This window comes from Shimazuella soli, from assembly GCF_022511585.1.
GTDB lineage: Bacteria > Bacillota > Bacilli > Thermoactinomycetales > Thermoactinomycetaceae > Shimazuella > Shimazuella soli.
The window spans coordinates 670,108-685,063 of the sequence record NZ_JAKWBN010000002.1; the positions used below are offsets into that span (position 1 = coordinate 670,108).

Genomic DNA, 14,956 nt, shown 5'->3' on the forward strand with positions numbered 1-14,956 from the left:
TGAGCAAGTCAATTTTTTGTTAAATATATGCTACAATAGGCAAGTTAGCGATTAAGAAAGGAGGTATCTTTTCGATGCATCTTAAACGCTTAGAAATGTCTGGATTTAAATCTTTTGCAAGTCGCACTGAATTGGAGTTTGTACCTGGAATTACAGCAGTGGTCGGTCCGAATGGAAGCGGCAAGAGCAATGTCACGGATGCGATACGCTGGGTATTAGGAGAACAAAGTGCTAAGTCTCTGCGTGGTACGAAAATGGAAGATGTAATCTTTGTCGGGAGTGATTCACGTAAACCGGTTGGTTTTTGTGAAGTTTCTATCACCTTGGACAACACCAAACGAATTCTGCCTTTGGATTATGCAGAAGTTACCGTAACTCGTCGAGTTTATCGATCTGGAGATAGTGAGTACCTCCTCAATCGGCAAGCTTGTAGGTTAAAAGATATTCAAGAATTGTTTATGGATACGGGAATTGGGAAAGAAGCATATTCGATGATTGGACAAGGTCGAATAGAAGAGATGATCAGCAACAAATCAGAAGATAGACGAGCTATCTTTGAAGAGGCTGCTGGCATTGTTAAATATAAATCTCGTAAAAAAGAAGCAGAAAAAAAACTTGCAGATGCAGAGCAAAATCTAGTTCGTATTCGCGATTTAATTCATGAACTTCGCAATCAACTGGAACCACTGCAAAAACAAGCAGAACATGCTCAGCAGTTTAAAGCATGGCAACAAGAATTAACAGAGGTAGAAATATCTTTTTATGTACATAAGATTGAGACTCTACATGAAGAGTGGACCAAAACTTCTCAGCTGGTAAAGCAGCTGAAAGAACAACATATATCTGGTGCTTCTAAACAAAGTAAAGAAGAAGCAGAATTAGCACAAGTCAAATTCCAATTGGTGGAATTAGAAAAGAAATGGGAAATTCTTCAGTCAGAATTACTAGACACGAGTGAAAAAGTGGAAAAAGCGGACGCCGAAAAACAGGTTTGGCAAGAGCGAACAAAAAATCGAGCAGAAATGGAAGAAAAATTACAGGAACAATTGAAAGCTTATGTTGCGGAATATACAACAAGTGAGAAAGAACGGTTAGCAAAACAACAACAACATCAAGCAAAAAAACTAGAATTATCTACTCTTCAAGACCAAATGAAAGCGATAAAATTTACAGCAAATCAAGAAATCGAATCAGAAGTATCTTCGACGCAGATCGAATGGGAAAAGATAAAGAATGAACAAGTTCGGGATGATAGCGAAAAGAAATATATTCTAAATCAGTGTGAAGAGATAGAGCAAGAATTTGCGACTTACCAGCAAGAAAAGCAGATTTTGAATGAAGAAAAGAAAAAATTAGAGCAGATCAGTAATGAAATCGAGCAGCAAATCGATGCCGTAGAAGCAGAACTGGAGTTAAAAACAACAAAAGCTAACATTTTTGAAACGGAAAAAATAGAATGTTTGTCAGAACAGAAAAATCTGCACAATCAATTACTACAATTGGAAAAGCAATTGGTTCGAATCCAATCGGAGCGCGATGTATTGCAATCCATGGAACAAAATCATGCTGGTTTTTTCCAAGGAGTAAAAGCTGTTTTGGAGAATCGTTCACTAACTGGTATTATTGGAGCCGTGGCAGAGTTGATCCAAGTGCCTAAAAAAGTAGAAGTAGCGATGGAAACAGCACTTGGTGGAGCTTTGCAGCATGTAGTTGTAGAGGATGAAGCAGCTGCTCGCAGCGCAATTTCCTTCTTAAAAGAGAAACGACTAGGACGAGCAACCTTTTTGCCGATCAATGTGATAAAAGGAAGAAGTATTCCTGAACATGATTTAGCAAAACTTGCACACATCAGTGGTTTCTTAGGAGTTGCAGATGATTTAGTTTCGACAGCCGTTGCTTATCGTCCGTTATGCTCTCAGTTACTGGGGAATGTTTTGGTAACAGATAACTTAGCAACGGCAAATAAAGTTGCCCAAGTTTTATCTCATCGTTATCGAGTCGTTACCTTGGAAGGGGACGTTGTCAACCCCGGGGGATCGATGACTGGGGGAAGTAGACAGAACAAGACTCCTAATCTGCTTGCACGCAGTCGCCAACTGGAAGAATTGAATCAACAAGTCCAACAATGGCTTGATAAACAAGAGAAACTTCAAGCGGATGAGAAGATGCAGACGGAGAGATTAGCATCTCTGGAGAATGAATGGAAAATTATCCAAACGAATCTAAACGATTTGTTTGCTCAGCAGAAGGATTTAGATGCTAAAAAGCAAGAAAACCAATTACAATTTAAAAACAATGCACATCGCTTGAATCTAATTGTTATTAGGGAAGAGGAATCAAATAAAAAACGTGCTCAATTGCAGCAACGATTACGTGAAATGGAAGACATTCAACATAATAGGATGGAAAGATTAAAAGAATTAGAAGTCTTATTAGAACAAGAGGAGTTTATAAGAAAACAACAAGCAGATGAAGAGAGAGAAAGAAACACCCAATTAACGGAGTACCGAATTGAGGAAGCAAAACTTCAACAAATGATAAGCGGTTTAGAAGAAGATTTAAACCGGATTGAAGAGGCACAACAAAAAAATCTTACCTTGCAGCAAAATACAGAAAAAGAACAACAAAAGCTTTTGGAGATGGAAGACTTAAGCGAAGAAGCATGGCAAAGATTACTCGCTTCCCTCTATCAACATCAAGAGGCAAAAAAATCCCTTCAATTAGAGATTTCCGAACTCCGCGATGAGCGTGATGCTTGTAGTCAAAAACATCAAGAGTTAGAGCACATTGTTTATGAGAATAGCAAGTTGCTTCGTTCTTATGAAGAAAAACTTCATCAGCAAGAAGTACGAGTGAACCGTCTTGATGTCGAGCTTAACCATCTTCTGCAAAAATTAGCAGAGGAGTATGAAACAAGCTTTGAAGGTGCGAAAGAAAAGTATGGTGTACCTGAGAATCCAGCACAAGCAGAAAGAAAAGTCAGATCTTTAAAGCAAAAATTAGAACAATTAGGCGATGTGAACATTGGAGCGATTGAAGAGTACCAGCGATTAACGGAGCGTCTTACCTTTTTGACGACACAAGAAGATGATCTACTTCAAGCCAAACAACAGCTTTATCAGATGATCGCACAAATGGTTTCTGAGATGGGGAAACGATTTTCTGATAATTTTGTGCTCATCCGTGAAGAATTTCAAGATGTATTTGTAAAGATGTTTGGGGGAGGTCGTGCTGATTTGCAACTCACCGATCCTAATAATTTACTGGATACTGGAATTGAGATTGTCGCACAGCCCCCAGGAAAGAAGCTGCAACAATTGTCGCTATTGTCTGGTGGGGAACGATCTTTAGCGGCCTTAGCTCTACTCTTTGCTGTTCTGAGAATCAAACCTGTACCTTTTTGTTTTTTAGACGAGGTAGATGCAGCTTTGGATGAGGCGAACTTGACGCGGTTTACGCATTACTTACAAAAATTTGCTAATCAGACGCAGTTTATCATTATCACACACCGCAAACATACGATGGAAGGCGCGGATGTGTTGTATGGAATTACCATGCAAGAATCTGGTGTATCTACTCTAGTATCTGTCAAATTAGAAGAGTATGATGAGAGCAGAGAAGAAGTTGCCGCGGCAAAAGCATGAGGAGGATAACCGTTGAGTTTTTTTTCAAAGTTAAAAGAAAGTGTTTCCAAACGAACAGAATCAGTGACTCAAAAATTTGTTTCTGGATTGAGTAAAACGAGTTCTAATCTCGTTGGTGCGATGGGCAGTATTTTTTCGGCTCGTAGTAAGATTGATGAAGATTTATATGAAGAATTAGAAGAAGTATTGATTGGCGCAGATGTAGGAGTGCCTACTACGATGCATTTAGTGGAACGGCTCCGAGCAGAAGTAAAAGCGAGAAAAATCAAAGATCCAAATGAATTACAACCCATTATGACGGAATTGATCGCTGAGCTTTTAGAAGATGGAGATGGTCCTGCTCTGAGACTAAATCAAGATGGGATGAGTATCATCTTGTTTGTAGGAGTCAATGGAGTTGGGAAAACGACTACCATTGGAAAACTCGCTCATACCCTCAAAAAAGAGGGAAAGAAAGTTATCTTAGCAGCAGGAGATACGTTTCGAGCTGGAGCCATTGAACAGTTAGAGACATGGGGAACACGTGCTGGTGTAGATGTAATTAAACAACAAGCTGGTTCTGATCCTGCTGCAGTTATCTATGACGCAATCCAGGCTGCTAAAGCTCGAAAAGCAGATGTTTTGCTTTGTGATACTGCTGGTCGATTGCAAAATAAAGTCAACTTGATGGAAGAGTTAAAAAAGGTATTTCGTGTGGTTCAGCGTGAAGTTCCTGATGCTCCACATGAAGTGTTACTCGTATTAGATGCGACTACTGGTCAAAATGCGATGCAACAAGCAAAAACGTTTGGTGAAGCAGTAAATGTATCAGGAATTGTTCTTACAAAGCTAGATGGAACTGCTAAAGGTGGCATTGTTATCGCAATCCGTCACGAACTAGACTTGCCAGTGAAATGGATTGGTTTGGGAGAGAAAGCGGATGATCTGCAACCGTTTGATCGAGAACAATTTTTGCATGCGTTGTTTCAAGAGGCAGAAATCTCATAGCTACAATAGGAAAAAGGCGTTCCTTTTATTAAGGACGCCTTTTATGACGTTTTTTTATCACTATTTTTCCTGTAATTCACTGACAGGGACCATCTTCTCATCTTCTTTGTTCCCTACTGTATACACATTAGCAATTTGAGTAACATCGTTAACAGATTGAATCCAGACAGGATTACCTTGGAATGTAACGGTTATATTGTCTGGGGAATGTAAAATTTCCTCTGCGCGTTTAACATCCATCTCTATCCCTCTTTTTGAAAATTATTGTAGCGATTGCTCAATAATTTCTACTTGTTGTTCCATACTAATTGGTTTATCCATTCTCTCATCGATGGATATATTGGTAACAATACGGTGTGCACCATTAGTAATAGCATTCTGATGAATTGCTTTTGCTGTATCCATCAGTTGATTTATATCACCTTCAATGATGGTGGCTGTAGGGGTAATTTGATACTTTAATCCTTTTTCTTCAATGAGTCTCACTGCATTGACAACAGATGAACTAAAACTAGGGCTCTGTGTTCCAACCGGGATGAGACTTATCTCCATTAATGCCATTTACAAACCTCCTTATAGATATAATTTTCTCTTTTGGAAGTTTTATTCATTATTCAATTAGGATCAAATTTTTTTCTTTTTTCTAGTAGGTTCTGTTTCACTTGTTTCCAATCTTCTTTGATGATGGAATAAACAAATGCATTTCGGATATAGCCATTTTCTAAGATTCTCTCATTGCGAAGTAATCCTTCTTTTGTTGCTCCAAGACGTTCAATTGCTTTCTGCGAAGGTATATTTCTTTCATCTGTTTTGAATTGAACTCGAATAAAATGTAAGACCTCGAAACAATATTGGAGGAGCAGTAGTAAAACGAAAATAAATTTTTAATTGCAGGATAATCATACAAAGGTTTCAAGAGAACTTCATATAGAAGAGAGAACAAATGAATGAGATTAGTTGAAAATAATGAATTAAAGACGCCCCTATGGAATAAAGCATTGGGGCATTTTCTTTGTGAGAATGTTATTTTGGTAGTATTTTCGGATACAAGGAATTTTCTTGACTCTACATCTGTTTTCTGTTACTATTTTCAACTGTAAAGGAAATCACCTTGACACAAACAAGAGGTGATCTTGGTGCTAGAGCAAACAACTGAAATAAACTTGTTGTATGATTTTTATGGAGCGCTATTGACCAAAAAACAACAACTTATTTTAGAGTGTTATTATTTAGATGATTGGTCTCTTTCGGAGATAGCCAATCACCAAGGAACATCGAGACAAGCTGTGTTTGAAGGTATTAAACGTGCCGAACAACATTTGATAGAGTTTGAGAACAAGCTGGGAATGGTTCAAAAGTACCGCCAGCGAGATCAGTTAGCAAAGAAGATTCTCTCCAAATTATCTGCTGATCCAACCCTTCAAGCGGAGATTTCTCCTCTGATTCAGCAGATGATAGACTAGCGAAGAGGTGAGAAGATGGCTTTTGAAGGATTATCAAGCCGTTTGCAGAGCGTCATGCAAAAGCTTCGCGGAAAAGGAAAAGTGAGCGAAGCCGATGTAAAAGAGGCCACACGGGAGATTCGTCTTGCACTTCTTGAAGCAGATGTAAACTTTAAAGTTGTAAAAACGTTTATTGATCGAGTGAAAGAACGTGCGATCGGCCAAGAAGTATTGAAAAGCCTCACCCCAGGTCAACAAGTGGTAAAAGTAGTGAATGAAGAGTTAACAGCTCTGATGGGTGGACAAGAGAGTAAACTTACTGTTGCGAGTAGTCCTCCAACTGTTATTATGATGGTGGGATTGCAAGGAGCAGGGAAAACCACCTCATCTGGCAAGCTAGCAAGGCTGCTAGCGAAACAAAACAAAAAACCACTGTTGGTAGCAGCAGATATTTACCGCCCTGCTGCAATTCGGCAGTTAGAAGTATTAGGTGAACAGCTAGGTGTTCCTGTTTTTTCCCTCGGCGATAAAGAAAGTCCAGTGAATATCGCTAAAAAAGGGATTGAAAAAGCAAAAAGCGAACAGTTCGATACCGTTATTATTGATACAGCTGGTCGACTGCATGTAGACGAACAGATGATGGATGAGCTGAGAAATGTTCGGCAAATAGCAAATCCTGATGAGGTATTGCTTGTAATTGATGCGATGACTGGTCAAGATGCAGTCAATGTGGCGGAGAGTTTTCACCGTGAGATGGAATTGACTGGTGTCATCCTCACCAAGTTAGATGGTGATACACGAGGTGGGGCTGCATTATCAGTAAAAGCTGTAACCAACTGTCCCATCAAGTTTGTGGGGATGGGCGAGAAAGCGGATGCTTTGGAGCCTTTCCATCCAGATCGCATGGCTTCCCGTATACTCGGGATGGGTGATGTGCTTTCCTTGATTGAGAAGGCACAAGAAGCTGTTGACATGGAAAAAGCCAAAGAGCTGGAAAAGAAAATGCGCAGCCAGAAGTTGACGTTAAATGATTTCTTGTATCAACTTCAGCAAGTACGCAAAATGGGGCCATTGGAAGATATGCTGGCGATGATCCCAGGAGCGAACGCTAAGGCCTTGAAAAATGTCACAGTAGATGAGAAAAAAATGGATCGGATCGAGGCGATTATTCGCTCTATGACGGTCTATGAAAAGGATCACCCCGAAATATTAAACGCAAGTCGCAGAAGAAGAATCGCAATGGGTAGTGGTACTTCTGTTCAAGAAGTAAACCAATTGCTCAAGCAGTTCCAAGAAATGAAGAAAAGTATGAAACAGATGGCTTCGATGATGAAAAATACAAAGAAGCGAAAAGGATTTAAATTTCCTTTTATGGGATAGAAGTCCCCTGTGTATTCTAGAGTGGAGGTGAAAGAAAAATGGCAGTGAAAATTCGTCTAAAACGGATGGGTGCAAAAAAAGCTCCTTTCTATCGTGTAGTTGTAGCGGATGCTCGTGCTCCTCGTGATGGTCGCTTTATCGAAGAGATTGGTTATTTCAATCCTTTGACTGAACCAGAAACAGTGAACATCAACGAAGAAAAAGCTTTGAAATGGCTTCAAACAGGTGCACAACCTTCTGATACAGTAAAAGCTTTGCTTCGTAAAGAAGGTATCCTAGAAAAACTACAAAAATAAGGTTGGACGTAAAAATGGAATTTCTTCGTGTAGGTCAATTTGTCAATACACACGGGATTCGCGGTGAAGTAAAAATTAGGCTGAATACGGACTTCCCTGAGCAACGGTTTGCAGTTGGTAAACAAGTTTGGCTTCAGCATCCAAAGCTTGCTAATAAGCAGGCATTAACGATTGCAGGGGTTCGTAAGCATAAATCTGCCCTTCTGATTCGTTTTCAAGAATGGACAAATATCAATCAGGCTGAGCCTTTTAAAGGAGCAGGTTTGTTTGTTCCAGAAGAAGAAGTAGTGTCAGATGAGGAAGATGGTTTTTTCTTTCATCAAATAATTGGCTGTCAAGTGGTTACCACTGAGGGAGAACAAATTGGGAGAGTAAAGGAAATATTGACCCTTCCAGCGAATGACGTGTGGGTAGTATCCAGAGAAGGAAAAGGAGATTTACTTCTTCCGTATATCGAGGATGTTATCAAAGAGGTGGATGTTAAAGAGCGAGTGGTCACAATGAAGTGGATGGAAGGACTGGAGTAAATGGCGATGATTCGCTTTGATGTATTAACCTTATTTCCGGAGATGTTTCATGGATTCCTTTCTCATAGCATCATGGGTAGAGCGAAGGAAAGAGGGTTAGTTGAGGCTAATCTTATTAATTTTCGTCAGTTTTCCGACTCCAAACATCATACTGTCGATGATACTCCTTATGGAGGCGGAGGTGGGATGGTTCTAAGAGCCCAACCTATCTTTGATGCAGTTGATCATCTGCTGGAAAACGTAGCAGAAAGACCACCTATCATTATGATGACACCTCAAGGAGAACCCTTTTCTCAAGAAAAAGCAGAGGAGCTGTCACAGTTTCCTCATCTGATTCTGCTCTGTGGACACTATGAAGGTTTTGACGAGCGAATTCGTGAGCACTTGGTAACCCATGAAATATCGATGGGAGACTATGTGTTAACAGGCGGTGAATTACCAGCCATGATTATTATGGATAGTGTTAGTCGCTTGCTTCCAGAAGTTTTGGGGAATCCCAACTCTCATGTGGATGATTCATTTTCTATGGGATTGCTAGAGTATCCACACTACACCAAACCCGCAGATTATCGAGGGATGAAGGTACCAGATATTTTATTATCCGGTCATCATGCTAAGATAGATAAGTGGCGTAGGGAACAAGCATTACTTCGTACATGGAAACGCCGGCCGGATCTGTTAAAATCTTCGATTTTGACCGAGGAAGACCGTAAATTTTTGCGTCAATTAAAAGCAGACCAAGTTTAAATTGTCTTCATGAAAGACATGTGATAAAATATTTCCGTTTCCGTGATTCGGAATTTTGAATAGGACAGAAGGGAGGTCATCCGATCATGCAAGAACTTATCAGAAGCCTTACAGAAGATCAATTGAAAAAAGATATCCCACTATTTCGCGCTGGGGACACACTTCGTGTTCATGTGAAAGTAAAAGAGGGTCAACGTGAACGGATTCAGCTTTTTGAAGGAGTTGTAATTCAACGCCGTGGTGGTGGAATTTCTGCAACTTTTACAGTTCGTAAGATTTCTTACGGTGTAGGTGTAGAGCGTACTTTCCCACTTCATTCTCCACGTTTGGACAAAATTGAAGTAATCCGACGTGGTAAAGTTCGTCGTGCGAAACTGTTCTATCTCCGTAAACTTCGTGGAAAAGCTGCTCGCATCAAAGAGAGAATTACACATAAATAGAATGCACGATTCGCGAAAAAGGGCTTGAGATAATCAAGTCCTTTTGCCATATTTACATAGGGGGCGTCTGGTGATTGAGTGAATTTATGTCTCGCTCTGAGCGGCAAAGAAAAGAACGTCTAGAACGAAGAAAACAAAAACGCTATAAACGTTCATCTAATGCATTTGATTGGGTGAAGGCGGTTGTGATTGCTTTAGTTGTCGCTGTTATCATTCGTGGATTTTTTCTTGAACCAACATATGTGCAGGGCCCTTCCATGTTAAACACCATGAGAACTGGAGATAAGATTATCATCAATAAACTTGTCTATTGGTTTACATCCCCCGCTCGTGGTGAAATAATCGTATTTCATTCAAAAGAAGATAGAGATTTGATCAAACGGGTAATTGGTTTACCCGGCGATACCATTCAAGTGAAAAACAATCATGTATACATCAACGGCAAAATATTGTCAGAACCTTATTTGACTTATTCAACACAAACCTCCACTATCCCACTTATAAAAATCCCTTCCAATCATCTATTTGTTATGGGAGATAATCGTGAAAATAGTACTGATAGCCGTGAGTTAGGACCTATTCCGATCGATCAAATTATCGGTAGGGCAGAGTTTATCTATTGGCCAATTTCAGAGTGGAAGTTATTGTGATCTTAATGAACTAGAGGTGTTCAACATGTCGATTCATTGGTTTCCTGGGCATATGGCAAAGGCAAGAAGACAAATAGAGGAAAAATTAAAACAAGTAGATATCGTGATCGAACTATTAGATGCCAGACTCCCACTGGCCAGTCGTAATCCTATGATTGATGAAATAACCGGTCATAAAGCCCGTCTTGTTTTATTTACAAAAGGGGATATGGCAGATGAGGCAATAACCAATGAATGGGTGTCCTATTTCACCAGTATGGGGATTTCTGTTTTACCAATCGATGCAAAAACAGGAAAAGGAGTGCAAAAGATCGCTACTACCTGTGAACGTGTATTGGAACCGCTTTTTATTTCGAGGAAGAAAAAAGGTATCGTTTCGAAAAGAATGCGAGCAATGGTTTTAGGGATACCCAATGTAGGAAAGTCATCCTTAATCAATCGTTTGGCAGGAAGACATGCTACACAAACAGGAGACCGACCTGGAGTAACAAAAGCACAACAATGGATACGAGTGGGAAAACAACTAGAATTGTTAGATACACCCGGCATTTTATGGCCCAAATTTGAGGACCCAAATGTGGGTATGCGATTAGCTATGAGTGGTGCAATTAAAGAAGAAATTTTACCAACAGAAGAAGTAGCATTACATACTTTAAAATATTTAAGTTCACGTTATCCAATACTGTTAGAAGAACGCTATAACATAGAAATATTAGAGCACACTCCAGTAGAGTTATTAGATGAAATAGGCAAGAAAAGAGGATGCTTGATGCGTGGAGGCCAAATCGATTGGGACAAAGCAGCAGATATCGTTATGGGCGATTTGCGGTCTGGCAGACTGGGTCGAATCTCTTTGGAAATTCCAAGTGATTATGAGGAGGACATTCATGAAGAGAACGATTGAGGCTTGGCGTGAATGGCTTTCGACCAATGAAGTCACAGATGAAATATTGGCTGAGCTTCTGACCGATACACGGCAAGGGGTGAGGCAACTAGGCAAACGGTATCAAATGCAGCAGGAAAAAGAAAAGGCTGAACAAGAAAGATTAAATCGAATGTGGAAATATGAAAAACAGTTTTGGCAAAATGGTCAAGTTTTGATTGCTGGGGTTGACGAAGCTGGCCGTGGTCCATTGGCAGGTCCTGTTGTCGCTGCGGCTGTTATATTGCCACAAGATTTTGATGTAACAGGATTAAATGATTCAAAACAAGTAACTGCGACTGATCGCGATATTTTGCGAAAACGGATTGAACAAACAGCTATTGGAGTCGGAGTGGGCATTGTAGATGTCGCGTTTATTGATCAATATAATATTCTTCAGGCAACTTACCAAGCGATGAGAATAGCAATTTCTCAATTGCCAGAAAAACCAGATCAGCTTCTACTCGATGCAGTTAAACTACCGAAAGTTCCTATTCCCCAGCAGAGTCTCATCAAAGGAGATAGTTTAAGTCATTCTATCGCTGCTGCTTCCATTATTGCTAAAACAACAAGAGATAAATGGATGATGGATATACATAAGCATTACCCGCAGTATGGATTTGATCAACATATGGGCTACGGTGTCCCAGCTCACCTAGAAATGTTAAAAAAATATGGTCCATCCCCGATCCATCGACGTAGCTTTTCTCCTGTACGTGCAGTGCTTGGGGAATCTTCGTAATGGATAAAAGAAAAGAAGTTGGACGAAGAGGAGAAGATATTGCTGCACAATATCTAGTTTCCAAAGGATGGGGACTAATAGCACGAAATTGGTCTACCAACTTAGGGGAGTTAGATATTGTTGCTCATGATGGATTACAGCTTATTATTGTAGAAGTTCGTACCACAACATCCAACCAGTATGGACTTGGTTTTCAATCTGTCCAGCATCGCAAACAACAACAAGTCCGAAAGCTGGCTCTCCAATTTATTAGTCAGAGGCGCTTGGGACATCTACCAATACGTTTTGATGTAGTATCGATACTATTGTCCAAAAATTGGGAGTTTGTCGATTTAAATCACTTAGAAGGTGCTTTTTAGAAAAATGAATACTAATATTTATAAATGCTCTAAAAAATAGATAAAGGATTCATACTAGCAGGAAATATGCTAGTTTTTCCTTTTTTGAAGTGATAATATATTTCTGTCAAAGTATATTAGTAAGTATAATCTAATCAGGCAGGAGTAGGGGCGTAATGGTAAGAAAATTTTCTCTGTTTCTATTATTGATCTCTATTTTGTCCTTTTCTATGGGAACAATGGTATTTGCAGAAGCAAAAAAACCAAGCATCCAAGCAAAGGCCAATTATGTGATTGACTATTCAAGTGGAGCTATTTTAACAGAAGATAACGGAAACACAGAACTAGCATTAGCAAGTCTTACAAAATTGATGACAGTTCTGATTGTGCTCGATCAAATTTCTGCTGGGAGACTACATTGGTCAGATATCGTTACAGTGAGTAAAAAAGCAGAAGCTGTCAATGAATCAGAGATTCGCCTAATAGCAGGAGAAAAAATAACGATAAAAGAACTTGTGACTGGAATGATGGTTCAATCTGCAAATGACGCAGCGTATGCCCTAGCAGAAAAAGTAAGTGGTACAGAATCAAAGTTTGTTGCTTTGATGAATCAAAAAGCAAAGCAACTAGGATTGACCAAAACGCATTTTTATACGAGCAATGGATTAATTTATAAATCAACCTCTGGAAAAGTCTATAATAACTATATGTCAGCCGCTGATATTGCTCACTTAACGAGGATTTTAGTAGCAACCCACCCAGAAATCTATACATTTAGCAAAATCACCCATTATACATTTCACAAAGGTACCAAGCGTGAAATGAAAGTAACAAATACCAACCTCATGTTACCGACACTTGCGTATGGCTATAAAGGAGTAGATGGTTTAAAAACGGGCTATACATCTGCTGCCGGGTATTGTTATACAGGAACCGTACAACGAAACAATTTTCGTTTAATAGCAGTCGTGCTAGGTTCAAGTTCTGTATCAAAGCGTTTTTCCGATACCAAAAAACTATATGATTATATTTACAGTATCTATACTCCACGAAAAGTTTTAGAGGCTGGGAAACCAATTTCCTCTTATAAAACAATCACTATACAAGGTCATCGAGGACCTGTTACGATTGCTCCATTACGTAATTTGACAGTACCTCTGCGCAATGGTCAAGAAAGAAGTTATACTTATCACATTGTGATTTACTCCAACTTAAAAGCACCGATGAAAAAAGGTACAGCAGTTGGATATGTTCAAGTGTATTACAAAGGAAAAGCTGTAGCTGGTACTCCGCCAATTTCCCTTGTGACGAGTAGCAATGTAACAAAAAATTAAAATTAATTGGGCATTTTATAATAGATGAAGTTAATAGGAAGCAATAGAAATCAAACTGATAAATGCAGATAGGTATGCACCAAAAAAAGACTCCTAAGGAGTCTTTTTTTAAAGAATCAGATAAGTAAATTAAACAACTGTGGATTATTGTTTACTTCTGTATACCGAAATCCATGCTGTTCCATACGTTTTAAAAGTGCTGGATAATCTTTTGGATCTTTCAGTTCAATCCCGACAAGGGCTGGTCCTGAGCTTTTATTATTTTTCTTGGTATATTCAAACCGAGTGATATCGTCGTCCTCACTTAAAACATTCTGGACAAACTCACGAAGTGCTCCTGCTCTCTGAGGGAAAGAGACGATAAAATAGTGTTTCAATCCTTCATAGATCAAAGATAGTTCTTTCATTTCTTGCATACGATCGATATCATTATTTCCACCGCTAATGATGCAGACGACATTTTTTCCTTTGATTTCTTGGCGGTAGAAATCAAGGGCAGCAACGGAAAGAGCTCCCGCAGGTTCTACAACTAATGCGATTTGATTGTATAGTTCAAGAATAGTACTACAGACTTTTCCCTCTGGTACTACAGTAATATCATCTACTAATTCTTGGACGATTTGAAAAGTCAGTTGACCTACTTGTTTTACTGCTGCCCCATCAACAAAAGGATCGATCTTATCCAACGTTACCACTTTTCCAGCTTCTAATGATTTTTTCATAGAAGGGGCTCCTTGTGGTTCTACGCCGATTATTTTGCAACTTTGGTTTACACCTTTCATATAAGAGCTAACCCCAGAGATCAGACCACCACCACCAACGCCTGCAAACAACATATCTACTTTATCAATATCATTCATGATTTCCATGCCTATAGTGCCTTGTCCTGCAATAGTGCGGTAATCATCAAATGGATGGACGAAAGACATCTGATTTTGATCGCAATATTCTTTTGCTTCTAGATAGGAGTCGTCGAAAGTATCCCCAGTCAAAATAACTTCTATATATGATCCGCCATAGCGTTTTACTTGTTCTACTTTTTGCCTGGGTGTGGTAGTTGGCATGAATATTTTACCTTTGATATTGAGTTTACTACAAGAATAGGCTACCCCTTGCGCGTGATTTCCAGCACTGGCACAAACTACTCCTCTGTCTCTTTCTTCTTCTGATAAACTTTGAATCATATAGAAAGCACCGCGTATTTTAAAAGAGCGCACTACTTGTAAATCTTCTCTTTTTAAATAGACATTACAGTCGTATAAGTTTGACAAATATTCGTTTCTTTGCAGTGGAGTGCGAAATACCACATCTTTTATCATCTGATTTGCGATAATGATATCTTCCATTTTCATTAGTATGGATTGTGTAGTCATGGATAACTTCATTCCTTTTTCACAAGTATCTTGAAAAAGATTCTATCACATTTTTAACATCCTTGCGTAAGAAGTCCCCTGTTCCTATAGAGGATAATTGCTAGCAACCTTTTTGCAGGCTATGAATATGCAGA

General features: G+C 39.3%; 16 protein-coding genes and 1 pseudogene. 13 read left to right on the forward strand and 4 right to left on the reverse strand.

The features are described 5' to 3' along the window. Positions 1-74 precede the first annotated feature (74 nt). Positions 75-3,644 (forward strand): chromosome segregation protein SMC, encoded by a 3,570-nt coding sequence (gene smc, locus MK805_RS08325; protein ID WP_240875118.1) that lies wholly within the window; start codon positions 75-77, stop codon positions 3,642-3,644. Positions 3,645-3,656: 12 nt separating this feature from the next. After that, on the forward strand, positions 3,657-4,631 hold the full coding sequence (gene ftsY, locus MK805_RS08330) for a signal recognition particle-docking protein FtsY (RefSeq protein WP_240875119.1): 975 nt from the start codon (positions 3,657-3,659) through the stop codon (positions 4,629-4,631). 60 nt (positions 4,632-4,691) lie between these two features. Here ftsY and MK805_RS08335 read toward each other — a convergent pair whose 3' ends face one another. The 3 genes and pseudogenes from MK805_RS08335 to MK805_RS08345 all read right to left on the reverse strand — a co-directional run. Beyond that, positions 4,692-4,871 carry an H-type small acid-soluble spore protein gene (locus MK805_RS08335; protein WP_240875120.1) on the reverse strand — a complete coding sequence of 60 codons (180 nt, stop codon included), beginning with the start codon at positions 4,869-4,871 and terminating at the stop codon, positions 4,692-4,694. Between the two features lie 21 nt (positions 4,872-4,892). Continuing rightward, complete coding sequence (locus tag MK805_RS08340) at positions 4,893-5,192, reverse strand: MTH1187 family thiamine-binding protein (protein ID WP_240875121.1); 300 nt, start codon at positions 5,190-5,192, stop codon at positions 4,893-4,895. A gap of 53 nt (positions 5,193-5,245) precedes the next feature. After that, a pseudogene (locus tag MK805_RS08345) lies at positions 5,246-5,494 on the reverse strand (GNAT family N-acetyltransferase); the annotation flags it as partial. Between the two features lie 273 nt (positions 5,495-5,767). Here MK805_RS08345 and ylxM point away from each other — a divergent pair. The 11 genes from ylxM (at position 5,768) to MK805_RS08400 (ending at position 13,449) form a co-directional block, all read left to right on the forward strand. Then, positions 5,768-6,094 (forward strand): YlxM family DNA-binding protein, encoded by a 327-nt coding sequence (gene ylxM / locus MK805_RS08350; RefSeq protein ID WP_240875122.1) that lies wholly within the window; start codon positions 5,768-5,770, stop codon positions 6,092-6,094. Between the two features lie 15 nt (positions 6,095-6,109). Further along, positions 6,110-7,453, forward strand: a complete 1,344-nt coding sequence (gene ffh / locus MK805_RS08355; RefSeq protein ID WP_240875123.1) for a signal recognition particle protein — start codon at positions 6,110-6,112, stop codon at positions 7,451-7,453. 38 nt (positions 7,454-7,491) lie between these two features. Continuing rightward, positions 7,492-7,749: a 30S ribosomal protein S16 gene (gene rpsP / locus MK805_RS08360; RefSeq protein WP_240875124.1), complete on the forward strand. Its 258-nt coding sequence runs from the start codon at positions 7,492-7,494 to the stop codon at positions 7,747-7,749. A 14-nt stretch (positions 7,750-7,763) separates the two neighbouring features. Further along, entirely contained in the window at positions 7,764-8,276 is a 513-nt protein-coding gene (rimM, locus tag MK805_RS08365) for a ribosome maturation factor RimM (RefSeq protein WP_240875125.1), read from the forward strand. 9 nt (positions 8,277-8,285) lie between these two features. After that, positions 8,286-9,023 (forward strand): tRNA (guanosine(37)-N1)-methyltransferase TrmD, encoded by a 738-nt coding sequence (trmD, locus tag MK805_RS08370; protein ID WP_240875169.1) that lies wholly within the window; start codon positions 8,286-8,288, stop codon positions 9,021-9,023. A gap of 86 nt (positions 9,024-9,109) precedes the next feature. Then, complete coding sequence (gene rplS / locus MK805_RS08375) at positions 9,110-9,463, forward strand: 50S ribosomal protein L19 (protein WP_240875126.1); 354 nt, start codon at positions 9,110-9,112, stop codon at positions 9,461-9,463. A 74-nt stretch (positions 9,464-9,537) separates the two neighbouring features. After that, a complete protein-coding gene (lepB, locus tag MK805_RS08380; protein ID WP_240875127.1) occupies positions 9,538-10,113 on the forward strand; it encodes a signal peptidase I in 576 nt (191 codons plus the stop codon). A 25-nt stretch (positions 10,114-10,138) separates the two neighbouring features. After that, complete coding sequence (ylqF, locus tag MK805_RS08385; RefSeq protein WP_240875128.1) at positions 10,139-11,017, forward strand: ribosome biogenesis GTPase YlqF; 879 nt, start codon at positions 10,139-10,141, stop codon at positions 11,015-11,017. Beyond that, the gene (locus MK805_RS08390; protein ID WP_240875129.1) at positions 11,001-11,777 is read left to right on the forward strand and encodes a ribonuclease HII; all 777 of its coding nucleotides are present in this window, start codon (positions 11,001-11,003) and stop codon (positions 11,775-11,777) included. Before ylqF ends, MK805_RS08390 begins: the two co-directional genes overlap by 17 nt. Beyond that, positions 11,777-12,136, forward strand: coding sequence for a YraN family protein (locus MK805_RS08395; protein ID WP_240875130.1), 360 nt, complete (start codon positions 11,777-11,779; stop codon positions 12,134-12,136). The genes MK805_RS08390 and MK805_RS08395 overlap by 1 nt, the downstream gene beginning before the upstream one ends. 155 nt (positions 12,137-12,291) lie before the next feature. Beyond that, positions 12,292-13,449, forward strand: coding sequence for a D-alanyl-D-alanine carboxypeptidase family protein (locus tag MK805_RS08400; RefSeq protein WP_240875131.1), 1,158 nt, complete (start codon positions 12,292-12,294; stop codon positions 13,447-13,449). A gap of 116 nt (positions 13,450-13,565) precedes the next feature. Here MK805_RS08400 and ilvA read toward each other — a convergent pair whose 3' ends face one another. Then, positions 13,566-14,801 (reverse strand): threonine ammonia-lyase IlvA, encoded by a 1,236-nt coding sequence (gene ilvA, locus MK805_RS08405; protein WP_240875132.1) that lies wholly within the window; start codon positions 14,799-14,801, stop codon positions 13,566-13,568. Positions 14,802-14,956: the final 155 nt, after the last annotated feature.